The following is a 23462-nucleotide window of genomic DNA, read 5'->3' as shown; positions in this document are numbered from 1 at the left end:
GACATGTTCGGCCCTTTCGGTAGGCGAGCTACGCTAACGTTAACGGGCGCCGTTCTGACTACCGGCGGATGGCGATCGTGATGTACCCGTCGTCGTCAGGCCCTATGGATATTCGATCTAGCAAGGAGATTGATCATGACAGGCGTAACGCTCCCCATCACTTTGCTAACAGCGGCGGCATTGGGCGCGATCAACCTGTGGCTCGCGCTCCGCATCGTTCGCATGCGCCTGCGGGACGCGGTGCTGATCGGCGACGGCGGCGATGATCTGCTGGCCGGACGGATGCGCGCGCACGCCAACCTGGTCGAATATGCGCCGTTTGTGCTCGTGCTGCTGGCGCTCATCGAGGTCGCACGCGGCTCAGGTGCGGTCCTCGCCGTGACGGCGCTGACCTTCGTGATCGCCCGCATCGCGCATCCGATCGGGATGGACTTGCGACGATCCAACCTGCCGCGTGCTGGCGGCGCGGTCCTGACGTGGCTTGTACTCGCCTTCCTTATCGTCTGGGCCGCGCTGGTCGCGGTCGGCGTCGCCTGATCCGCTGCCCGACCGTCTCCTGACGAACTGGATCGCTTCCGTTGAAGCCCATGATGGTAACGCCGGTAACGTCGCGAACACTTCGATCCGGAACAGCGCGGTGAAACGAAGATTTTTGTCGGACCCTCTCCGAACGCCCGCCGGTCCCGTAGGAAAACGACGACCGCCATCCCGGGGAACTGTCGTCAGCGAATAAGCTGCAATGCCGCTCGATCGGCGGTAGCAGCGGCCAATTCGGCACGCGCAGACGCAATTCTCGCCTGCGCCTCGACCAGGCGCACCCTCGCGTCGGTGGCAGTCTCCTCGCGTTGGTTGACCAGGAAGAAATCAGCCGAGCCCAACTCGAACCGGCGGCGCTCGGCTGCGGCCAGGCGGTCAGCGAGTTGACGCTCCTCGTCGGCAATTCCGGCCAGCCGCTCCGCGGCGCCGACTGCTATGACGATGCCCTGCACTTCTACGGTAATTTGGTCGCGCAAAAAGCGACTGCGCTGGCCGAGCGCGTCGATCTCGGCTTGCGCCGCTGCGACCCGGCCCTTGGCTGCGCGGTTTTGCAGCGGGACGCTGAAGCGGAAACCGATCGCAGCCTCGAGCGGCGTCCGGTTGGGGCCACCCAGACCAACCGGCCCGACATCCTTGCCGACCTCGCCGCGCAGGTCGAGCCGAGGCGACAGGTCATTCTCCGCCAGGATCAGCCGCGACGTCGCCTGGTCGATCCGAGCGAGCACGGCGCGATAATCAGGTCGCTCGACTGGGCCCGCACGGGTCGCCGAGACGGGCAACGCGGCCAATGCCCCCGCGTCCGCCGGCAAGCGGTCGTCCGACACCGTCACGGGCGTTCCCGCCTCGTCGCGCAGGTAAAGCGACAGCGCATTGGCTGCACCGGCGACATCCTGCTCGGCACGCACCACCAGCGCGCGACGCCGCACCAGATTCTGGTCGTTCTCGACGAGCAGAATCTCGGGCCGCGCGCCGAGCGTCACCAGCCGGCCTATGGCGCTGCGCCGCCGCTCCGCGAGTTGCAACAGGTCGCGATAGGCGCGCATGCGCAGGCCGGCCGCGACCCAGGCCTGATAGGCATCGACCGCGCGACGCTGGACGCCGATCGCGACCATGTCCGCCTCGAACCGCGCGACGTCGATCTCGGTACCGGCGATGGTCCGCCGCGTGCGGCGTTCGTCGATTACCCGGTCGCGCAGCAGCGCGAACAGCGCGCCGACCTTCGCTTCGCCCAGGCGATTGGTATAGGACTGGTCCTCATAGATCGGGAAACGGCCGCGCGACGCGCGATAGCCGCCATAGACATAGCCACCATTGCCCGTGAGCGGTCGCGTCGCGCGTCCCTCCACGACGGTGCCGTCATAATAGCCCGCAACGCGTGCCTTCGACTCGACATCGAACACGGTGTCGAACGCGCCCTCTGCGGAGAGGGCGCGACCATCCGCCTGCCGCACGCGCGCAAGCGCCTCGACGATCTGTGGCGCGGACCGCGCAGACGAGCGCAGCACCTCGTCCAGCGTCAGCGGCACGCCTTGCGCCGCTGCGACCGAAGGCCCGAGCGTGAAGAGCAGAAACGCAACGAGCCGTATCATTTCTTTGCATCCCCTTCCTTGCCGCCATCGTCTGCGACAGGCTTGGCCGGCGGCTTGGGTTGTTTCTTGCTGGCTGCCGCGGTCCGCTGGCCGAACTCGAGCGGGAAGTCGTTCAGCTGTCGCCACACCTCGTAGCCGACAAGGACGGTTTCGCCCTGTACCCAGCCGCGCACCTTGCCACCCGGGCGGACGAAGGTGCTGGTCGGCCAGCCCGGCTTGCCGGGGCGCGGTTCGACCAGGATGCGGAAGGCCCCATCGGGGGCGGCATTGGGATCGATCATCCGGACACGTCCGTCGAACATTCCCTGCGCGACCGATGGCCAGCCGCTGAACTGGATCGCCGGCCAGCCTTCGAACTCGAGCCGGACCGGGCGCCCCGGGCGGATCAGCGGCATGTCACGGCCATCGACATACAGCTCGACCGCGCGCTCGACACGCTCGGGCGCGATCACCGCCAGAACGGTGCCGGGCGATACCAGCGCGCTGCCGCTCGCCGCGTTAAGCTGCTGGACCCGACCGTCACGGGGAGCGCGGACAAGCTGCGCCGACTGCCGTCTCAGCTGAATATCGATCCGGTTGAGCTTCGCGCGCGCTTCGGCAAGCTTGGCGCCGGCGTCAGCGACCTTGATCTGCGTCTGCTCATAGTCGCGGCGGGCGGCAAGACCCTCGGCGAGCAACTGCCCGGTGCGCGCGACGTCGATCCCGGCGACCGCGCGGCTCTGCTGGATTGCGGCGATCTCTGCCTGGACCTGCGCGCGTTCGGCACCAAGCCGTGCAAGCAAGTCTGGATCGAGATCGACGACGCGCGCGATCGGATCGCCGCGCGCGACGTGCTGACCGTCCTGGACGTACCAGCGCTCGACCTTGCCTGGCACCAGCGCGGTTACCTGTTGCTGCCGGTCGCCGGGATCGAGCGCAACGACCTGCCCCGTCCCGTTGGCGGTTTGCACCCAGGGGACCAGCGCCATGATTCCCACGGCGATCGCGATGCCCAGGACCAGCATCCACGCCACGGCCGACGCGACCCGCGGCGCGCGCATCGCGGCCAGCGTCTGGAAATGCGCGAGGCGATCGGGCTTATACGACATTGCCGGATCCCTGCTGGGTCGCGGCAACCAGCGCCGCGCAACTGTCGAAGCGACGCTGCCGATCGGGTTCGAGATGAAACCAGCCGTCGAGCGTGATATCCTCGGGGCGCCCGGTGCACAGCAGGACCGTCGTACCCGCCGCCTTGAGATGGCGCAGGACCTCGGCCAGGCGGCTCGTCGGAATCAGATCATAGAGCTGCGACAGCATCAGCACGTGCGGTCGCACCAGCAGGGCATTGGCCAGCTTCAGGGCCATGACTTCTCCGATCGACAGCGGATAGCCGGATGCCGCCAGCGGTGTGTCGAGGCCGTGCGGCAAGCCCGCAACGCGGTCGCGCAGGCCGACCGTCTCGAGCGCGTCGAGCATGACTGCGGAGGTCGACGCGGCGGCGGCAAGCGTCAGATACTCGCGGATCGTGACCTCGACGATACTGGGCCGGTCGAGCACCATCACCTCGGACCGCAACAGATACATGTCGAACGTCGCCATATCGGCGCCCCCAACCAGGACCAGCCCGCGCTCGGGCACCACATGGCGCTTGAGGACCATCGCCAGCAGCCGCTCGGCACCGCCGTCCGCCCGGGTGACGAGCTGTTCGCCCGCCGCAAGGTCGAAATCAAAACGCCCACCCTCGGTCACGACGCGGTCGAGCCGCACCGCGCCGTCGCCGGGCGACTGGCCCACGCCGACGACCGCGCTCTCCTGCGGAATTGCGTAGAGCAACGACAATTCCTCTGCGCTGGCGACGAGATCGTAGAGGGAATCGAGATACCAGCCGAGTTGCGACACACCGTAGAAGACGCCGCTGAGGATCAACTCGGCCGCAACGAGCTGTCCGATCGACAACTCTCCGCTCAAGATCAGGTTGCCGCCCAGCGCCAGCAGCGCCGCGCTGGCAAAGGCGTAAACGAGCAGGAAGGCGACCGTCTGGGTGAAACTATACCGGAAATAGCGGCGGTGGCGATCGACATAGGTGGCCGTAACGGCTTCCGATCGGTCCATCGCGAAATCGAAATGACGACTCGATTTATAGAAGCCGTTCGATCCGCCGACGCTTTCGAGCCAGCGCGCAGCGTCGTGCTTGGCATGGCTGAGCGCGACCGCCGACCGGATCGAACCACGCGACCAGATCAGCCAGATCGCAAGGATAACGAGCAGCAGGATCGCGTTGAAGGCGAGGAAGAAGGGGTGGTAGAAGCTGGTGACGATCAGCCCCACTGCGGATTGCAGGATGATCGTAAATGCGCCGATGACCAGGCTCGGCACCGCCTTCTGCACCACCACCAGATCGAAATAGCGGTTGAACAGGTCGCCGCGGTTCTGGTCCGCGAAGAAGGGGTTCTGGGCATGAACCGCGCGGACCGTGATCTCGGCGACGATCCGCGCGAACAGCCGTCGCTCGAAGAGCGCCATCATCCAGAACCGCATCGCGCTCAGTCCGGCGACCACCAGCAACAGCCCGAGCAGTAGCCCCGCCAGCGTCCATAAAGGTGCAGGCATCGCCGTATTGGCGACGCTGTTGATCAACAGTTGTACCGAGATCGGCGTGGCGAGCGACAACAGGCTGATCGCCACGCCGTAGACCATCGTGAGCCGGACGTAGGGCATGTCCGGCCCAACGATCTCTGCCAGCCACCCGGCCGCTGAGCGCCATCCGATATGTTCGCTTGCCATGTGCCCCTCGCGTCTGATCCGGGCCAAGTATCCCTGATCTGAGGCATTGGAGCAATCCAGCCCGCCTTATGCTTTCAATAGGAATAACCTATGCGGAAACCGCGCGCAGCAAGTCCGCAATAACGCCATAGGCCGGTGCGCGGCCGGCACCCTGTCGCCACAGCAGGCCGATGTCGCGGTAATACCGGCTACCCTTGATCTTCCGCACCACGACGTCGTCACCCTCGCGAATTTCCTGCCGGACATAAAGGTCCGGTAGCAGGGCGAGACCCATGCCCATGCCCGCCATCTGGCGGATCGCGTCCAGGCTGGTCCCCTCATAGTCACGCAGCACCGTTGCCCCGACATCGACCGCAATCGCTGCCACCTGTTCGGCCAATCGATATTCGGGCAGCAGCGTCAGCAAGCTGGTTCCGCGCAGATCGGCGGGGGCGATGATCGTCTTGGCTCGCAACGGGTGATCGGACGCCATCGCGACATACAACGGTTCGCGAAAGAGGCGCTCGCTATGAAACGCACCGCCCGTCACGGGGAGTTGTGCCAGGATCAGATCATGGACGCCGGTGGCAAGCCCGGCCGCGAGCGCGGTCGGCAGGCCTTCGCGGACATGCACTCGGAGCGTGGGGTGCTCACGGTGCAGTCGCGCAACGAGGGCCGGCAGAAGATAGGCGCCGAGGGTCGGTGATACGCCCAGCCGGATCGTGCCGATCAACGGATCGGCCGATGTCGCCCGGAAATCCTCGAGATCCACGACATCGAGCAGAATACGCCGTGCCCTGTCGAGCAGGTCGCGCCCCAGCGGAGTAAGGATCGCCGGCCCGCCCCGCTCGAACAAGGCTGCCCCGACAATCGTTTCCAGCGCGCGAATCTGTTGCGAGAGCGACGGTTGGGAGACCCCCATTCGCTCGGCCGCTCGCGTAAAGCTGCCGGTTTCGGCTAGCGCGACGAAGTAGCTGAGGTGACGAATCGTAGTTTTGGGAAACGACATGACCAACGCTATGCCGTAAGGACGCGTGACGCACCAATCGACGCCTGCCCCGAGTTCGTAACCGGCTTGTAGAAGATGCGGCGAATGGAGGCGCTTAGCCTTTCTGGTCCGCGCGGATGGCATGCCAAGTCCGGGAGCAACCCCTTGGGCTGGCGATGTCGGTGACAGCTACGCCAGGTTTTCGCCGATATTACCGATCAGCGGCATACCCCGTAATGAGAAGGCGTCGCCCCCAAACGGAGCCTTCCTTCGATCCGGCAACGGACGCCCCCTTCACCGCTTCGAACCCGTCGTGTCGTGGCGCCATAGCCATTCGAGCGCGCCCGGCAGAGTCTGGGCAATGACATTCCCGTCAACGTGCGCGGCATTCTCCGCAACCACATAGCGATAGTCATACCCTTTGGCCTCCAACGCCGCCGCCATGCGATCGTTTGCCATGGGCCAGTTGTGATAAGTCGGTTCAGGATCTTGCCAGTGCAGGTCCTTGCTGCCCACCTCCATCCACATTCGGATCGGCTTGCGCGGGCTGTCGGGAATGAGGCGGGCGTGAAAGTCCCATGCGCCGCGCGGCGTCGATGGATCGACCGGCGAAGCCTGGTTCACGAAGGTGCCCGAATAGGACAGCACCTTGCCGTACCATTCGGGGTGAAACCAGGCCATGGCGAACGCCGCTGACGCGCCGGAACTGCCACCCATCGTCGCACGCAACGAAGGATTGCGGGTGAAGCGCACGGCATACAGTGCAGTCACCTGCGGCAGCACTTCACGCTCGACGAACTCCGCATAGCGGCCCGAGACCGTGTCGTATTCCAGACCGCGCTCGGACCCCTGCGCGTCGCCGCCGCCTGATTGTATCATCACGGCGACGATCGGCGGCACGCGGTGCGCCGCGATCAGGCTGTCGAGCGCAGCCGCGACGCGCACGGCGTAATCACGCCCGTCCTGCACCACCAGCAGGGGTGCCTCGGTGCCGTGGCGATAACCCGCCGGAATGTAGACAAGGACCTCCCGGCGATAGGGTGCGGCTTCGGACTCCTCGTCCGCCGGCGCCGCGATGCGGTTGCCATAAGCGTCGCGCCGCTGGGTGACGGCGTTGTCGAGTTGCCGAATGCCGGGGAAGATGCGGCTGTCGCGCGAGTGCATGATGAAGCTGTGCACCGTCCCGTGCGGCGTGGCGCGCCGCACCGCCATTTCGGGGGCGTCGATATAGGGCGGCGCGATGCGGACGGTATCCGGCGCGCTCGCAGTTGCGACGAGAAGGACTGACAGAGGCAGGGCCGTGATTCGCATTGGGGTTCCCCTTCATCCAGCGAGTGCCGGGCCATTGGCTTGCCGTAACGGCGTTCGGACGCCAAGCGCATTGGCGAGCAGCGCACCGCCGGCACCGGAGCACACTCATGATCCTCGCCAAACGCTCGGGACCGATCTACACCGTTCGATGATAGCGCAAACAGCGCACGGAGAGGGGTAAAGCGCATGAAAAGGCCGACCAATATTCGCGGGTGCGCCGTGCTGGCGGCGTTCCTGCTGACGGCACCAGTCGCGGCGAAGGGCCCTGCCCGCCCGCCGCTGGCCAGCGTGTCACACATCGCGGTCTATGCGCAGGATCCGGCCAAAAGTGAACGTTTCTACGTCCACGATCTGGGTGCAGTGAAGCTTCCCGACCCCGAACATCCATCCGGCGCGCGCTATTATTTCGCGCCGTCCCAGTTCGTCGAGGTGCTGCCGCTGCCCCCCGGCGAAGCTTCGATCAACCGTCTTGCGCACGTTGCGTTCAACACCGCCAATGCCGAAGCGATGCGAACATATCTGGCGGCGCAGGGCGTCGCCGTGCCCGCGAAAGTCAGTATGGCCGCGGACGGCAGCCGCTGGTTTTCGGTGACCGACCCGGAGGGAACGGTCGTGCAATTCCTGCAACCGCCCGCCCGGCTGCCGGCGATACCGGTCAACCCGCTTTCCAGCCATGTCATGCACTTCGGGTTCATCGTGCATGATCGCGTCAAAGAAGATCGCTTCTACAAGGCTGTCCTCGGGCTGCGGCCCTATTGGGAGGGCGGGATGCAGGACGATCATCCCACCTGGATCTCGCTGCAGTTGCCCGACGGGCGCGACTGGATCGAATATATGGTCGTCGGGACGCCCGACACTACAGGCATCCCGCCCACGATGTCGGCGGCCAACCTGGGGGTGCTCAATCACTTCGCGCTCGGCATACCCGACGCGCGCGCGGCCTACACATTGCTGTGGAACGGTGACCGCCTGCAGGGCCAGGACCAGACTCCCAAGATCGGACGCGATGCCAAGTGGCAGCTCAACCTGCTCGATCCCGACGGGACGCGCGCCGAACTGATGGAGTTGCACGCGATCGGCAAGCCCTGCTGCTCCCCCTTCCGCGCGCCAGATCCACAGCGATGAGCAGAGGAAGGATCATGCAGAAATCCACCGTGTGGGTGGCCGCCGCGACGATGACGATCCTGTCTTCGGCGCTGTGCGCACAGGTATCGCCGGAAGTTCCCGGAACCTCTGCCAGGAACAGCCCGCCCGGCGCACCGCTCGCGCCGGACTGGGCCTATCCGCAATCGACGCAGCACGATCAGGTGGGGCCGCCAGCCGGCTTCCACCGCGATACCCGCGTGGAGAACACCCCGATCGGCGTGTTCGACGGACAGGCCGACGTCGGGGGTGCGCTCGTACCCGGCAAGGCGTCGCTGGACGGCGGCACGTACACGATCCATTCGGCGGGCTATAACGTCTGGTACACCCGCGACGAGTTCCGCTTCCTGTTCAAACGCATGAGCGGCGACATCTCGCTCGCGGCCGATCTGGCTTATCCCGACGGCGGCTTCGGCGACCATAAGGCGCTGCTGGTGATCCGCCAATCGCTTGATGACGATGCCAAGGAAGCGCTGGTCGCGCTCCACGGCGACGGCATGATCCATTTGGCGCAGCGCCCCGCCCCGGGACGACGGATCAGCGACCGGGAATATCGCATCGGCAGTCGTGGCGGCCTGCCCGGCGGCAAGTCGCCCGACAGCCTGATCACGCTCAACGCGAAGCGCATCGGCATCGAGAAGAAAGGCGACCAGTTCACGCTGTGGGTGAGCGAGCAAGGCGAACCGATGCATCAGTTCGGGGCGCCCATCACGCTCAAATTGACCGCTCCGTTCTATGTCGGCATCGGCTTCACCTCGCACCTGCCCGGCGTGGCCGAGACCGCCACGGTATCGAAGCTCGTGCTGGAGAACCGTGCCGGTCGCGTGCGCTGAAACGATGCGTCGATCCGTCTCACCGCTTGAGGCGCGGCATGCCGAGGAAGTCGCGCTTGCCGAGCTCGACGCCTTGTGCGCGCAGAATCCCATAGGCGGTGGTTGCGTGGAAATAGAAGTTCGGCTGCGAAAAGGAGAGTAGGAAGTTGGCGCCGGTGAAGGGCATTTTCGTCTCACCGAATGCGAACTGCGTGTCACTGTCCGCCAAAGCGTCGAACGTCTCGCGGTCGATCGCGTTCAGGCTCGCAATCGCGCCCTGCAGCACAGTATGCAGCTCCGCGAGACTGGTCGGCCAAGCCGACCGATCGGGGGAGAAGGTGCCTGCCCGCACGCCCTCGATCCCGCCGATCGAATGGATTGCGCACGACTTTACCTGATACCCGAATGGCAGCATGTCCGGCGCCAAGCGTGCGTCGATCAAATCAGCTTCCGCTATGCCCTGCTTCAGGCAGAATGCCGCCGCCTTGTCGAGCAAAGCGTCGATCGCTGCGAGGATTTGAAGGTTGGACGGAACAACGGCATCGTAAAGCGAAAAGGTCATCAAATGGCTCCAGCAAAGGCCGCGTCGTTATGCAGGGTTCCGTGTTGCAGGTCCACGCGCATGCACGACGCAAGTCGCCCTCGGTATGTCAGTGAGCAATCCCGAATATCTGGCGCTCGTTTACCCCCGCGTTAAGCCGCTCGACTGGCGATTTCGCTGTTCTCCGGACCCTTTGTCCTCGCAATCCCCTGATATCCACGGGGGAAGACCAAGGCGGGTACGAAGAGGCCGGAGCAACGTCGTTCGATAGATCGCGCTGCTGACTTTGGATCGCCGCCGTACGCGTTCGCATCATCCATGTTGCGTTGCGGGGGCGGCTAGTGGATGAGTAACCCGCGCCAAGTTCTGAAGGCATAATGATACCAAGGAGATGCGCCCTGTTCGCGAACGATACCGATGCAACCGGGCCAGCACCGACGTTGCCAAACGCGCAATTGCCTGGCGACGGACGGACCGATGCGTAAAGTACCGGCCGTATCATGGATGGTTGCGCTCTCGCTCACCACCTTGGTGTCGGCTTCGGCGGCCGCACCCCCGGCACCGTCCCGCTGGGATGCGCCGGGTGCGCGCAATCCGTTACTGCCCGGTTATTTCGCCGACCCGTCGATCGTCCGCGACAAGGGCCGTTGGTACATCTTCGCGACGGTCGATCCGTGGGGCGACGACCGGCTTGGAATGTGGACATCGGACGATTTCCGCAACTGGACCTTCTCGACCCCCGCATGGCCGACCAAGGCCGCCGCGACCAGCAAGACGTCGGGGGATTCAAAGGTCTGGGCACCATCGGTCGTCAAGGCGGCGAATGGGCGCTGGTACATGTACGTCTCGGTCGGCAGCGAGATCTGGGTCGGCAGCGCGCCCTCCCCGGCGGGTCCATGGGCGGACGCGAACGACGGCAAGCCCCTGATCCCCGGTGACTTCCGCCCGGGTTACCACATGATCGACGCCGAGGCGTTCATCGACGACGACGGCCAAGCTTACCTGTTCTGGGGATCGGGGCTGAACTGGGTCAACGGACGGTGTTTCGTCGCGCGCCTCGACAAGACGATGACCAAGCTTGACGGTGCGCCGAAGGATTGCACGCCCGCGCATTATTTCGAGGCGCCCTTCCTCGTCAAATCGGGCGGATCGTATCTGCTGACCTACAGTTGGGGCAACACGACACGCGACACCTACCAGGTGCGCTACGCGGTCGGAAAGTCGCCGATGGGACCGTTCACCGAAGCGGCGAACAGCCCAATCCTCGAAACCCATGCCGACCGGCAGATCATCAGCCCCGGGCACCATGCCGTTTTCCGCTATGCGGGTCGGCCCTACATTCTCTACCACCGCAACGGCCTGCCCTATCCCCCCGTGGACGGAACCGTATTGCGACAGGTTGCGGTCGACGCACTGAGGATCGATGGTGATCGAATTGCGCGCGTGACCCCAACGCACGACGGCGCCGATCTCCCGGGCCAGGCCGCGCGTAGGACAACCGGGCTACCGTGGCGGGGAAGCGCCTCGAGTGCCGCCGACGCAGGACACAGCCCACAGCGGGCCGGTGACGACAATTACGCGACCGCATGGGTTGCGCGCGAAGGGGATTCCACCCCCTGGTTGCAGGCTGACCTCGGTCGAGTGCGACAGATCCACGGGAGCAGCGTGCGACCGCTCTTTCCCGGACGCGCGGCTGATCTCGGGGTTTCCGCGTCCTCCGACGGACGGAATTGGGTGACGATCGTTCCGTCAAAACCACAAGCGGGATCGCCGATCGTCCTCCAGCATGCCGTCAAGGCACGGTACTTGCGGCTGCACGCGCAGAAAACGGCGATCATCGAATGGAATATCGATTAAACGGTCCGTCCCGCAAAACAGCTCCAGCGTCGGGTATTTGCCGGTTCTATAGAGAGCTGCCCGAACGCTGAAACCGATCGTACCCAGGATAGAAGGTGTGAAGCTTCCTCTGCACAATCTTCGGAAGTGGTCCTTCGTTCATGGGGGGGTGACCGATGGCGATCGCATTCACCCAACGGGGCAAATCCCAAACACGAGCTTCGATAACCAACCGTCTGCCGCACGTTAGTTACCTCTATTCCAATGAATAAGGTAGATGTGCGTGGCGCCAACGAATCGACAATACGCCTGCGCGGTACAATCGGAGATAGCCATGAGCGTGATCGTTGAACAAGCCACCGATCTCGGCGACGATGAAGTCGATCTGATCGATCGCTACTTCTCCGCGGCGAACTACCTTTCGGTCGGGCAAATCTACCTGCTCAGCAACCCGTTGCTGCGCGAACCGCTTGCAGCCGAGCACATCAAGCCGCGGTTGCTTGGCCATTGGGGCACCACGCCAGGGCTGAACTTCATCTATGCGCACCTCAATCGCGCGATCCGGCAGCGCGGCACCGACGTGCTCTACGTGTGCGGTCCCGGCCATGGCGGCCCCGGCATGGTTGCCAACACTTATCTCGAAGGCACGTATTCGGAGATCTATCCCGCGATCAGCGAGGATGCCGCCGGGTTGGGCCGGCTGTTCCGGCAGTTCTCCTTCCCGGGCGGCATTCCGAGCCATGTCGCCCCCGAGACGCCCGGTTCGATCCATGAAGGCGGCGAACTCGGCTACGCGCTGGTCCATGCGTTCGGTGCGGCGTTCGACAATCCCGACCTGGTCGTCGCCTGCGTGGTCGGCGACGGCGAGGCCGAAACCGGGCCGCTCGCCGCTTCCTGGCATTCGAACTGCTTCCTCAATCCGCAGCACGATGGCGCGGTGCTGCCGATCCTGCATCTCAACGGGTACAAGATCGCCAACCCGACGATCCTCGCACGGATGCCCGACGATCAACTCCGCTCCTTCTTCATCGGACTTGGTTATGAGCCGCTGTTCGTCGAAGGCAGCGAGCGTCCGGCGATGCATCGTCGGATGGCGCGCGTGCTCGACACCGCGCTCGACCGGATCACGGCAATTCAGACCGCCGCGCGCAGCGGCGAGGATGTCGGAACGCCGCGCTGGCCGCTCATCGTGCTGCGCAGCCCCAAGGGCTGGACCGGGCCGAAGGAAGTCGACGGACTGAAGGTCGAGGGTTTCTGGCGCGCGCATCAGGTCCCGATTGCAGCGGCCAGGGAGAATGACGCACACCGCCAGCTGCTCGAGGACTGGATGCGCAGCTACCATCCCGAAACCCTGTTCGACGAACACGGTCGTCTGGTCCAGGAACTGCGCGCGTTGGCGCCCGAGGGCGACAAGCGGATGGGGTCGACGCCCTACGCCAACGGCGGACGAAACCGCACCGTATTGCATCGGCCCGACTGGCGCACTTTCGCGATCGAACTGGCGGAACCCGGCGCCACGATTGGCGAGGCAACCCGGGCGGCAGGACGCTATCTCGCCGAAGTGATGGCGCTGAACGCCGAATCCCGCAACTTCCGGCTAATGGGCCCCGACGAGACCAATTCCAACCGGCTCGGCGCGGTGTTCGAGCAAACCGACCGTGTGTGGATGGAACGGATCGAGCCGTTCGACGACCATCTCGCCCCCGATGGTCGGGTGATGGAAGTGCTGAGCGAGCATCTCTGCCAAGGCTGGCTGGAGGGCTATCTCCTCACCGGGCGGCACGGCCTGTTCAACTGCTACGAAGCGTTCGTCCACATCGTGGATTCGATGTTCAATCAGCACGCCAAATGGCTGAAGGTCAGCCGCGGCCTTGGCTGGCGCAGGCCAATCGCGTCGTTCAACTATCTCCTGTCGAGCCACGTCTGGCGGCAGGACCATAACGGCTTCAGCCACCAGGATCCGGGCTTCATCGACCATGTGGTCAACAAGAAGGCGGACGTGGTCCGCGTGTACTTGCCGCCAGATGCGAACACGCTGCTGCGCACGGTGGATCACTGCCTGGGCACCTACGACCGGATCAACGTGATCGTCGCGGGCAAGCAGCCGTCGCCACAATGGCTGTCGGCGGACGACGCCGAGCGGCATTGCGCGGCCGGGCTCGGCATCTGGAGCTGGGCCGGAACCGAGGTGGTGGGCACCGAGCCCGAGGTCGTGATGGCCTGCGCCGGCGACGTCCCGACGCTGGAAACGCTTGCCGCGGTCGATCTCTTGCGGACGCATGTGCCGGGGCTGCGTATCCGGGTCGTCAACATCGTCGACCTGATGACGCTGCAACCCGAAGCGGAACATCCGCACGGGATCAGCGACGCTGATTTCGATGCCATCTTCACTCGTGATCGCCCGATCATCTTCGCCTTCCACGGCTATCCGTACCTGATCCATCGCCTGACCTACCGCCGGACCAATCACGCCAATCTCCACGCCCGTGGCTTCAAGGAGGAAGGCACCACCACGACGCCGTTCGACATGGTCGTGCGCAACGATCTCGACCGGTATCACCTTGCGCTGGACGTCCTGCACCGCGTGCCGGGGCTGGCCACCCGGACGGCGAGCGTGGCGCAACATCTGCGGGACCGGCTGATCGACCATCATGCCTATGTCACGACATATGGCGAGGACATGCCCGAAGTGCGGGACTGGGCGTGGACGCCCAAAGCAGTCGCCGACGACGTGCAACCGGGGTGACCGCGTGACCGCCATCCTGGCGCTCAATGCCGGTTCGTCCAGCGTCAAGTTCGCGGTGTTCGCGGCGCCGCAGGGCGAACTTGCCTGCGTCCTGCGCGGACAGACGCGAACGGCGGACGGCACGATCACGCTGTCCGCGACTGACGGTGCGGGCACGGCGCACACGGCGGAGTGGTCGGACGACGGCACGCCCGAGACCGAGCTGCTCGACTGGATCGACGCGCACCACGGCGACCAGGCGATCGCTGCGGTCGGCCACCGCGTCGTGCATGGGGGCACCGAGTTTCAGGCGCCCGTCCGCGTCGATGCGGCCATCCTGGAACGGCTGGAGGGGCTCACACCGCTCGCGCCGCTCCACCAGCCGGCAGGGCTGGCGCCGATTCGCCGGTTGCTCGCCACGCGCCAAGATCTTCCGCAGGTCGCGTGTTTCGATACCGCGTTCCACCGCACGATCGGGTCGCCCGCGAACCGGTACGCCATTCCGCGCGCGTGGCACGACGAGGGGGTGCGGCGTTACGGTTTCCATGGCCTGTCCTATGAGGCGATCGTCGCTCGGCTCGCCGCAGCCGACGATGGGGCAGAGCGCCAGAAGATCGTCGTCGCGCATCTGGGAAGCGGGGCCAGCCTGTGTGCGCTGGAGAGCCTGCGCAGCGTCGACACCAGCATGGGGTTCAGCGCACTCGACGGGATCATGATGGGGACGCGACCGGGCAGCCTCGATCCGGGCATCCTGCTCTATCTGCTGCAGCACGCGCATTTCGATGCGGCGCGGCTGGAGCATTGGTTATACCATGAATGCGGCCTGCTTGGCGTGTCCGGCGAATCGTCCGACATGACGGCGCTGACCGCCTCGGACACCGCTGAAGCGCGCGAGGCGATCGCGTGTTTCTGCCTGTCCGTCGCGAAAGGGATCATGGCGATGGCAACGTCGCTGGGGGGCTGCGATCGGCTGGTGTTCACCGGAGGCATTGGCGAGCACGCCGCGCCGGTCCGCGCGGGCATCGCGCGGCACCTCGCCTGGCTAGGTGCCGATGTCGACGACGCGCTGAATGCGGCAAACGCTCCGGTGATATCGCGGCCGGGCAGCGCGATCCGGCTGCAGGTCATCGCTACCGACGAAGAGCGCGTAATCGCCCGGCACGTCCTGGATATCCTGGAGGACAAGCCTGCATGAACTTCGTTCAATGGCTCAACTCGCTCGACAAGCTCCTCTACGAACTGATGAGCTGGCTCGTGTTCTTTCCGGTCACGCTCTGGCGGATCGTCCGCGCGCCGCTGACGACGATGTCCTACGCCGAGGATCAGCTGAAGCTTCCCCCGGATCGCCAGTTCCGCGGCACGGTCAATCCACCGATCACGCTGGTCCTGACGCTGGTGCTTAGTCAGGCGATCGACCTAAGCCTGCACGACGTCAATCCGATCGTCGCGAGCAAGCAGGGGCTGGCCGGACTGGTCAACGACAACACCACGCTGTTGTCGCTGCGGCTAATACTGTTCGGCATTTTCCCGCTGGCGCTGGCAACGCACAAGGTCCGCCGCAGTGGCGTGCCGCTCGATCGCGACAGCCTCCAAGCCCCTTTCTACGCCCAGTGTTTCACGATCGCGCCCTTCGCGCTGGCGATCTCGATCGGCCTCACGCTCGCGGTGCAGCCCAATCTCGTTTTGCGTGGGGTCGGCGTTGCGGCAATGTGTCTGGCTGCGCTCTATTACGGTATCGTCGAGACGCGCTGGTTCCATCGGGAACTCAAACAGTCCTATCTACGCGCGTTCCTCGACACGATGATCTGCACCGTCGAAAGCCTCCTGTTTGCGCTCGGATTTGCCATGCTGTTCACGCTGTCATGATCGCCTTCGCGCGCACAACGGCGGCAATCTGCGGCCCTATTTCACCGCGATGTTAAGGCTGTAATTGGCGGTTTCACCCCTCCGCGCGGCGTTGCGCATCAGGTAAACCTGCACCGTATAGACCCCGGTGGACGGAATCTTGCCTGAGAACCGGTTGCCCGTCGTCGACCCGATGAACAACGCCGCATCGGCACCGGGCGCAGTGACGTTGAAGTAGCTCGATCCGTTGCTGGTCGTCAGCGCGACGGTCATCGTCTGCCCGGCGCGCGCGGCAATGGTATAGTTCACCGTTGCATAGCCGCGAATGCTGTCCTTATAGGCCTTTGCACTCGCGCCCTTGGCGAACTGCACCGGAACCGCCTTTACCGGGTCCTGCGCCGCCACCGGCGTCGCGAGCGCCATCAGGGCAATGCCCAAGATCGAAACGCATTTCACTGTCTCTCTCTCCACGTCAGTTTAAGATAGCGCAGACTGGTGGCGCACACCCGTCTTCGCGTCGTGGCGCAAGACGGCAACGACAGCGACGATCGCGAACAGATAGGTGGCGAACTGGAACAGCACCCCGATCGGCAGAGCGCCATGGGTTGCCTGCGCGCTGAAGGAGGTGAAGTCCCAGAGGCCGTGCATCACCATCGGCAACCAGATGACGCCGCTCACCCGCCGCAGGACGTAGAGCGCGCTGCCCATGATCGCCGCGGCGACACCCTGGATCAGCCCGACGTACCAGGGAATGCCGAACAGCGCATTGGGGATGTGCATCGCCCCGAACGCCGCCGACGACCAGAACCACGCCCACCCCTCGCGCGACACCGCACCGCGGATGCCGGTCAGGAGCACGCCGCGCGCCATGAGTTCCTCGTTGAAGCCGACCATGATCCCGGCGATGGCAAGCATCGCGAGGTGCGCGACCGACAAGCTCGCCCACTGCGTGCCCGCGCCATTCACGATCGCCATGCCGAGCATCCCGATCAGCACGAGCACGGCCGCCCAGCGGGGACCGCCGCGCGTGTTCTCGCGCGTGACCGGGCGCCACCAGCCGAGCCAGCTCACCACGGCGACACAGAATAGCGTGCCGAGGCCGAGCGGGAGATCGAGGCTCGTCAATGCCGTCTGCGCAGACACCATGTCGGTATAGCGCGCGCCGACGACAGCCCAGACCGCGTAGATGATGGCGTTGTAGAACGCGAAGACGCACAGGGCGATCGGCCAGTTTGGCTGTATCCTCATCGCGGGTTCCCCGATGCCACCGTCGCGTTGCCGGTGAGCTACTTCGCCCAGACCAGATGCGCCGCCTTGCCGCCGGCACGCTCCTGCGTCGCGGCACGACAGAACGCCGTATGATCGTTCGCCGAAATCGCAATCTGCCCGCCGAACGTCATGCCAAGACCCAGCGTCGCCTTGCGTTCGATCTCGGTGCGTTGCGCTCCGCTGAGCGAGCGCGGTTTCCCGTCGGCACCGTCATAGATCAGGTCGAACGCGTTCGCGAATGCGCGCGGATCGATTGCAAAACCAGGGCACGTCGCGGCGACCGCTTGCTGATGACCAAGCGCCTGGAGCATTGCGATATGGCCTTCGTCGAATTGCCCGGCCAGAACCGTACGCACCGCATCGGTAACCGCCAGGTCCATGTTGACCGTGGCGGGAGGCGGCGCCGTCCGCTTGCGCGCTGTTTGGGCGGACAGGGGAAACGAAAGCGTCGCTGCGCATGCCAGCGCGAGGCACAGAGTCCGCATCGTCAATATCCCCGGCGGTAAGGATCGTAGGAAAACTGGCGGTCCGTCCAGGCGTAGGAGAACTGGCCACGAACGTAACACCGCCGTTCCCTGCTGTAGCAATTGACGTCCGGCGCGGGCGAGAAGGCGTTGCCGCCATAGCTGCCACCGTAGCCATATTCGTACGCGTTGCGCTCGTCGTCCGCACGCCGCTTGTTCTTCGCCGCCACCGCGGCAGCAATGCCGATCAGCCCGATGCCAAGCGCGACGCCAACCGCCGCACTATCGTCGTCGTGATGACGGTGATCCCGATGCCAGTCGTTGCGATCCCGGTGCCAGTCGTCCCGATCACGACTTGACGCGGGAAACGGCAGAACCAGCGCGCCGGCGATAGCCAGGCCAGTAATCTTGGTAAGCAAGCCCATCATGCTTCTCCCAATCGAAACAACAACATATCATACGAACATCTGAATACAATACAGTCTGTCGTGTCGCCTGATCCCGCGACACCGTATCGCGGCAAGGCATTTCCGACTGATCGATCCGCTGCAACCGACCCCACGCAAGCCACACGCCGTTTCGTACGTGGCTGAGAGGGAATCGACCTGTCCGGTTCCCAACCGATACTGTCCGCCACGGATCACGACCCTGCCCTGCTCGATACGCTCCGCAATGATCTGCCTGGAACGCGTGATCTTCTCTGCGGTCAGTCGAACAGATCGCCACGCTGACTATCGAATGCGGATTCAGGAGCGATCCGCGAGTCCGCACAACGGAGATCGGCGGCGAATGGGTTCTGCCTCGATTGCAGGGCAACGCGCTCACGCGCAAAGTCGTGACGTTTAGGGGTGCCCTCGACAGAGCGCCGGTTCCCGGCACGCAGAGGCTCGAGCGCGGCTGCCGTAGCGGTCAGAACGGATCGTCGCGTGACGGTTGAAACGCTATAGCGCGAGGGCATTCCCTATTTCCTCTTCCCGCGTGGTGCTGGTTCGACAGCATGAGGTGTCCGGATTGTCAGCCGGATCGCGCGTCCCGCGCAAGGCCCGCGGCAATCTGCTCGTCGGTCACGCGTATCCATTGCTCGATCTGTTGGGACGAAACGCCATAATGCGCCGCCAGCCGGTCGATGGTCAGCTCGAGCGCGGCGTCCTCGAAACCGGGCGGTGGCCGGTCGCCCGCATCAGTCTTAGGCGCGGCAGCGCCATCATGCAGCGAAGGCGTTCCAGATACGGGAGCGAAAGTGTCCCTGAACCACTTTTGCGTCTCCGGCGGCGCGTGCGCCATCGTCGGCTCGGCAAGCGCGATCAACGTGTCGAACGCGATGCGGGCATCCCGCAGCTCGTGCAGAATGGCGAGCAGCTCTTGCGAGGTGATGAAGTAGCCGTGCTCGCTGCTCGCATGCTGTGCTGCGATAAGCCGGTGGAGTGCCGTCACGATGTCGAGCACCGGATCGATCTCAGGCAAGGCGCTGGGCAGCGGCGCAGCCCGCGACCCACCGAGCGCGAGGAACGGGTCCAGCGTGCCCGGGCCGAACCGATGTTCCATGTTCGCCAGCGTGACGGCATCCAGATTGGTGTGCGCGCTCTTCGCGTTCCGAACCGTGCTCGCGGAACAGCCAAGGCGATCCGCCAACTCGACGTCGTTCAGGTCGTGGTGCCGCTGAACCGCCGATACGATTGCCTTGACGGCAGCTCGGTAAGCTTGGGTCGAAGGAACCGGGCGTCGTTGATTCATGCGAGCGACTCTTTCTGGCGGATCACAATACTTTGTGTCTTCTGCCAAGCGGTTGGCAAGACCTTGTCGCACCCGCTGTTGCAAGGGATGCGCCGTCACGGCCGGCGTGACGCGAGCAGGATGATGATAATGTCGATTGATCGAAAAGCCCTGAGCGAGCAGCACATCGCCCTGGAAGAAAGCGCCGCTCAACTGCAACGAGCCGTCGCGACCGAGGTGCCCGATCTGGAAGCGCTGGCACGGGCCAAGTGGCAGTTCGGCTATCGTCTCGCTCTACACTTGGCGCACGAGGACCGGCACGTCTATCCAGCGTTGAAAGCGCACGTCGATCCCGCGATCGCGCGGCTCGCGTCGCGATACGAGCACGAGATGGGCGACCTGGACCAGCGGTTCCGGCATTACATCGCGCAGTGGTCGAGCAATCGTATAATTTCCGAATGGCCCAAGTTCGTCCAGGAAACCCGCGCCCTGCTCGCCGGCCTCGCGCAACGGATTCGCTGCGAGGAACATGAACTCTACCCTCTGATCGATCGGTAAGACGACATCGGGATCGACCGCAAGAAACGTGTTCTGCCCGTCTTTACAGCCCCCCCAAGAACTCCGTTCCCAAAACATCCAGGAAATGGACTCCTTCTAACTCTCCGTCCCCACGTGCCATAGCCCCTCGGCCACCGGGCTCAGCAGATAGTCGAGCGCGGATCGCTTTTTCAGGGGGATGAGGATTTCCGCGGGCATACCCGGCTTGAGCGCCCCCTCCCCTTTGAGCGCCGTCAGCCGTCTGTCGCTGTGCGCGAGCAGCGATGCCTCTGCGCGATAATAGCGGTTGCCGGTGCGTTCCTCGGTGAAGCTGTCTGCCGACAAGGACTCGATGCGGGCGTCGAGAACGGGCATCGCGCGGTCATGAAACCCGGAGAAGCGGACCTGCGTCGTCTGCCCTGTGCGCAGATCGTCGGCGTCGTCCGGTGCGACCTGCACCTCCACCACAAGCTTGCGCTGTTCAGGAACGATCTCCATCAGCATTTGCCCGGGCGACACTACGCCCCCCACCGTGAATACGGACAGCCCCACGATCGTCCCCGTCACCGGCGCGCGGACCAGTGAACGGGCGAGCTGTTCGCGCGCCGCCAGAAGCTTGGGACGCAGTTCGTTGAGGCGGACGAGCAAGTCGCGAAGGCTGCCTTCGACCTCCTCGCGCTGCCGGCGATCGACACCTGCCGCGGACAATTGCGCCTCGCTGATCGCATCGCGCGTCTGCAACACCTGCGCGTCGAGCGCACCACGCTCGCCGTCCAGCGCGGCCTGCGTCCGCTCCAGCGCGCGGATCCGATTGGCCGATGCGTAGCCCTTGAGCGCAATGACCCGCATCCCGGCCAGCTCGTCCGTCAGCAAAACATGCTGCCGGCGGTTCGATACGATCTGCTGCGTGAAACCGCCAATCTGCTCTGCATTGGCATGGGCCCGCCGCATCCAGACGGCCTTTTCGGTCTGCAACGTGCGCAAACGCGCCGTCAGGAGCAGCCGCTGCCCGCGCAGCGCATCATCGGCAAGCGCTCGGTCGGCGGCCGGCAGATCGCGGAACTCGACCGGTTCCGCGATGCGCTCGCGCCCCTCGCGCTCGGCGTAGAGTCGCTCCCGCTGCGCGTAGAGCATCAACACCTCCGAGGTCATCCCGCGTTCCAGGGCATGCAGGTCGGCGGACGATATCTCGAGCACCACCTGCCCGCGTACGACCTTTGCGCCCTCGCGAACGTGCAAGGCTGTCACTACACCACCATCGCGGTTCTGGACCGCCTGGCGCTTGCCCGAGACCATGACCGTGCCGTGCGCATAGACCCCCGAGTCGAGCGGCACCATCGCGGCCCCACCCAACAACCCGACGAAGAACAACCCGGCGACCCGCAGCCCAAGCCGGATCTCGCTGCGTGGTGTATGATCGATGGCGGTCATGCCGTGGCCCCTTTCAGTCCGACGACGTTGCCGGCGGTTTCGCCCGCACGCTTGGCCAGCACCGCCAGCACGTCATCGGCGGGTCCCTGACAGTCGACCGCCCCGTTGCTGAGCACCAGCAGGCGATCGGCGGCGGCGAGCACGCCGGTACGGTGTGCCGCCACGATGATCGTGGCGCCGCGCCGGCGGGTCGTGTCGAGCGCGCGGAGCAGCGCGGCCTCCCCCTCCGCATCGAGCGCGGCATTGGGTTCGTCGAGCAGCAGGATCGCCGGATCGTCGAACAGCGCGCGCGCGAGCGCCACGCGCTGACGCTGGCCGGCCGACAACGCGATGCCGCCGCGCCCGATCAGGCAATCATACCCGCCCGGCAGCGAAAGGATCAGTTCGTGACACCCCGCCACCTGCGCCGCGGCGATCACGCGGTGATCGAGATCCTCGGCGTACCGTGGGTCGATCGTCGTGAAACGCGCAATATTCTGCGCGATCGTTCCCGTCAGAAACGCTGGTTCCTGCGGAACGTAGCCACGGTACCGCGCAAGCCGTTCGGCGTCCCACATGCCCGTGTCGGCGCCGTCGATCATGACCTTGCCCGCTTCGGGCGTGATCCCGCCCGCCAGAACCCGCATCAACGTGCTCTTGCCCGAACCCGAGGCGCCGACGATCCCCAGCATCTGTCCATGCTCCAGATCGAGACTGACGCCCTTCAGGAGAACGCTCGACCCATCAGGACTGCGCACCACGATCTTCTGTGCCGATACGCGGCCCTGCGGTGCGGGCAGTGCCGTGGCGACGGACGCGACGCTGCTGTCGTCCAGCAGCCGCTTCAACGATTTGATCGCTTCATTGGCGTTTTGCAGGTTGGACCAGCCGCCGATCAGCATTTCGATCGGCTGCAATGCGCGGCTCAACAGCACCGATGCGGCAATGATCGCCCCGACGGAAATCTGCCGCTCGATCGCGAGCATCGCTGCGACGCCGAGCGCCAGCGACTGCAGGAGCAACCGCATGAACTTGGCGATCGCGGCGTAGCGGACCGTGGCCATCTGCGCAGCGGCGCCTGCCGCCTGGCCCTCCGCCCGTTCGGCGATCTGGCGATCGACCATCGAACGCCCCATGCCAAGCGCGCGAATGAGTTCGGCATGGTGGGCAATGTCTTCCTGGACGATCGCCGATTTGGTCGCGGCGCCGTGCGCGGTTCGCGTGAGCCTGCGTGTGGCCCGGTCGGAATAGACGGTCAGCAGAACGAGGATCGCGCCCGCGCAAACGACGAACAGTCCAAGCAACGGATGGATCAGCACCGCGGCCAGCACGTAGATCGGCGTCCAGGGGGCGTCGAACACCCCGATCAGCGTCGGCGCGGTGATGACCAGCCGCACCGTATCGAACTCGCGCATTGCCTGCGCCGAGGAAGGGTCGCCACGCCCGCCCTGCCCCTTGGCGATCAACCGCGCGAGGATCGCCCGCGCCAGGCCGTCGTCGAGCCGGAGCGACGCCTTCACCATGAGGCGCGACCGCACCGCCTCGAGCATCGCGATCGTGCCGATCGCCGCCGCCAGCACCAGCGTCAGCGCCAGCAAGGTCGTCACCCCGCCCGTTGGGACGACGCGGTCATACACCTGCATCATGTACAGCGTGGGGGCGAGGTACAAGATGTTGACCAGTGCGCTGAACATCAGCGCGGAGATGAAATGCCCACGACACCCCGCCAGTGCCGCGCGCGCCGCCGCTGGCAGCCGGTCACCGAGATTGCCCATTGCCTCGCCCTCCCCTCATGCTGCTCAGAGACCGAAATCGGTGTGGTCTATCGTGCCGGCGCTGACCCCGGTCAGCGTGATCGTCTGTGCGCCGATCGCAATGACGGTGTTGGCCCCGACCTGCGAGATGAGCACCTGCGCGCCGAAGTTGCCGGCGTTGACCCCGAAGCCCGAGATATCGAGCAGGTCTTGCCCCCCGACCGCGTCGAAGTCGAAATCGAGCAC

The 23462-nt window shown here is 65.0% G+C and carries 22 protein-coding genes; 8 read left to right on the top strand and 14 right to left on the bottom strand.

From position 1 onward, the window contains the following. Positions 1-135: 135 nt before the first annotated feature. Positions 136-537 carry an MAPEG family protein gene (locus QBJ92_RS14510; RefSeq protein WP_277970414.1) on the top strand — a complete coding sequence of 134 codons (402 nt, stop codon included), beginning with the start codon at positions 136-138 and terminating at the stop codon, positions 535-537. Positions 538-722: 185 nt separating this feature from the next. Here the strand turns inward: QBJ92_RS14510 and QBJ92_RS14505 are convergent, their stop codons facing one another. From QBJ92_RS14505 to QBJ92_RS14485, 5 genes are all read right to left on the bottom strand, one after another. Continuing rightward, a complete protein-coding gene (locus QBJ92_RS14505) occupies positions 723-2126 on the bottom strand; it encodes a TolC family protein (RefSeq protein ID WP_277970413.1) in 1404 nt (467 codons plus the stop codon). Further along, on the bottom strand, positions 2123-3214 hold the full coding sequence (locus QBJ92_RS14500) for an efflux RND transporter periplasmic adaptor subunit (RefSeq protein ID WP_277970412.1): 1092 nt from the start codon (positions 3212-3214) through the stop codon (positions 2123-2125). Before QBJ92_RS14500 ends, QBJ92_RS14505 begins: the two co-directional genes overlap by 4 nt. Continuing rightward, positions 3204-4889: an ABC transporter transmembrane domain-containing protein gene (locus QBJ92_RS14495; RefSeq protein WP_277970411.1), complete on the bottom strand. Its 1686-nt coding sequence runs from the start codon at positions 4887-4889 to the stop codon at positions 3204-3206. The genes QBJ92_RS14500 and QBJ92_RS14495 overlap by 11 nt, the downstream gene beginning before the upstream one ends. An 88-nt stretch (positions 4890-4977) precedes the next feature. Next, entirely contained in the window at positions 4978-5877 is a 900-nt protein-coding gene (locus QBJ92_RS14490; RefSeq protein WP_277970410.1) for a hydrogen peroxide-inducible genes activator, read from the bottom strand. Between the two features lie 273 nt (positions 5878-6150). Continuing rightward, positions 6151-7167: an alpha/beta hydrolase gene (locus QBJ92_RS14485; RefSeq protein WP_277970409.1), complete on the bottom strand. Its 1017-nt coding sequence runs from the start codon at positions 7165-7167 to the stop codon at positions 6151-6153. A gap of 186 nt (positions 7168-7353) precedes the next feature. Between QBJ92_RS14485 and QBJ92_RS14480 the strand changes: the two genes are divergently transcribed. Together QBJ92_RS14480 and QBJ92_RS14475 are read left to right on the top strand one after the other, a co-directional pair. Beyond that, the gene (locus QBJ92_RS14480; protein WP_277970408.1) at positions 7354-8292 is read left to right on the top strand and encodes a VOC family protein; all 939 of its coding nucleotides are present in this window, start codon (positions 7354-7356) and stop codon (positions 8290-8292) included. A gap of 14 nt (positions 8293-8306) precedes the next feature. Continuing rightward, entirely contained in the window at positions 8307-9143 is an 837-nt protein-coding gene (locus tag QBJ92_RS14475; protein ID WP_277970407.1) for a hypothetical protein, read from the top strand. Positions 9144-9162: 19 nt separating this feature from the next. On the opposite strand, the gene QBJ92_RS14470 is transcribed toward QBJ92_RS14475, so the two are convergent. Then, positions 9163-9684, bottom strand: coding sequence for a DUF1993 domain-containing protein (locus tag QBJ92_RS14470; RefSeq protein WP_277970406.1), 522 nt, complete (start codon positions 9682-9684; stop codon positions 9163-9165). Between the two features lie 456 nt (positions 9685-10140). On the opposite strand from QBJ92_RS14470, the gene QBJ92_RS14465 reads away from it, so the two are divergent. From QBJ92_RS14465 to QBJ92_RS14450, 4 genes are all read left to right on the top strand, one after another. Further along, positions 10141-11520 (top strand): family 43 glycosylhydrolase, encoded by a 1380-nt coding sequence (locus tag QBJ92_RS14465; protein WP_277970405.1) that lies wholly within the window; start codon positions 10141-10143, stop codon positions 11518-11520. 313 nt (positions 11521-11833) lie between these two features. Continuing rightward, positions 11834-14245: a phosphoketolase family protein gene (locus QBJ92_RS14460; protein ID WP_277970404.1), complete on the top strand. Its 2412-nt coding sequence runs from the start codon at positions 11834-11836 to the stop codon at positions 14243-14245. 4 nt (positions 14246-14249) lie between these two features. Then, the gene (locus QBJ92_RS14455) at positions 14250-15419 is read left to right on the top strand and encodes an acetate/propionate family kinase (RefSeq protein ID WP_277970403.1); all 1170 of its coding nucleotides are present in this window, start codon (positions 14250-14252) and stop codon (positions 15417-15419) included. Continuing rightward, positions 15416-16090: a hypothetical protein gene (locus QBJ92_RS14450; RefSeq protein WP_277970402.1), complete on the top strand. Its 675-nt coding sequence runs from the start codon at positions 15416-15418 to the stop codon at positions 16088-16090. The genes QBJ92_RS14455 and QBJ92_RS14450 overlap by 4 nt, the downstream gene beginning before the upstream one ends. A gap of 36 nt (positions 16091-16126) precedes the next feature. On the opposite strand, the gene QBJ92_RS14445 is transcribed toward QBJ92_RS14450, so the two are convergent. The 5 genes from QBJ92_RS14445 to QBJ92_RS14425 form a co-directional block, all read right to left on the bottom strand. Further along, entirely contained in the window at positions 16127-16492 is a 366-nt protein-coding gene (locus QBJ92_RS14445) for a hypothetical protein (protein ID WP_277970401.1), read from the bottom strand. A 54-nt stretch (positions 16493-16546) separates the two neighbouring features. Beyond that, on the bottom strand, positions 16547-17317 hold the full coding sequence (locus tag QBJ92_RS14440) for a CPBP family intramembrane glutamic endopeptidase (protein ID WP_277970400.1): 771 nt from the start codon (positions 17315-17317) through the stop codon (positions 16547-16549). Positions 17318-17355: 38 nt separating this feature from the next. Then, positions 17356-17823: a hypothetical protein gene (locus tag QBJ92_RS14435; RefSeq protein WP_277970399.1), complete on the bottom strand. Its 468-nt coding sequence runs from the start codon at positions 17821-17823 to the stop codon at positions 17356-17358. Between the two features lie 2 nt (positions 17824-17825). Beyond that, positions 17826-18227, bottom strand: a complete 402-nt coding sequence (locus QBJ92_RS14430; protein WP_277970398.1) for a hypothetical protein — start codon at positions 18225-18227, stop codon at positions 17826-17828. 589 nt (positions 18228-18816) lie between these two features. Next, positions 18817-19728 carry a hypothetical protein gene (locus tag QBJ92_RS14425; RefSeq protein WP_277970437.1) on the bottom strand — a complete coding sequence of 304 codons (912 nt, stop codon included), beginning with the start codon at positions 19726-19728 and terminating at the stop codon, positions 18817-18819. Between QBJ92_RS14425 and QBJ92_RS14420 the strand changes: the two genes are divergently transcribed. Next, positions 19624-20073 (top strand): hemerythrin domain-containing protein, encoded by a 450-nt coding sequence (locus QBJ92_RS14420; RefSeq protein WP_347342797.1) that lies wholly within the window; start codon positions 19624-19626, stop codon positions 20071-20073. The genes QBJ92_RS14425 and QBJ92_RS14420 overlap by 105 nt on opposite strands. A 96-nt stretch (positions 20074-20169) precedes the next feature. Here the strand turns inward: QBJ92_RS14420 and QBJ92_RS14415 are convergent, their stop codons facing one another. The 3 genes from QBJ92_RS14415 to QBJ92_RS14405 all read right to left on the bottom strand — a co-directional run. After that, the gene (locus tag QBJ92_RS14415) at positions 20170-21483 is read right to left on the bottom strand and encodes an HlyD family type I secretion periplasmic adaptor subunit (protein ID WP_277970397.1); all 1314 of its coding nucleotides are present in this window, start codon (positions 21481-21483) and stop codon (positions 20170-20172) included. Further along, positions 21480-23237 carry a type I secretion system permease/ATPase gene (locus QBJ92_RS14410; protein ID WP_277970396.1) on the bottom strand — a complete coding sequence of 586 codons (1758 nt, stop codon included), beginning with the start codon at positions 23235-23237 and terminating at the stop codon, positions 21480-21482. The genes QBJ92_RS14415 and QBJ92_RS14410 overlap by 4 nt, the downstream gene beginning before the upstream one ends. Before the next feature lie 24 nt (positions 23238-23261). Further along, positions 23262-23462 (bottom strand): hypothetical protein (locus tag QBJ92_RS14405; protein WP_277970395.1); only part of this gene is annotated, 201 nt, incomplete at its 5' end.

Source organism: Sphingomonas echinoides (assembly GCF_029623395.1).
GTDB classification, from domain to species: domain Bacteria; phylum Pseudomonadota; class Alphaproteobacteria; order Sphingomonadales; family Sphingomonadaceae; genus Sphingomonas; species Sphingomonas echinoides_A.
This window is presented reverse-complemented; position numbering and strand designations above follow the sequence as displayed.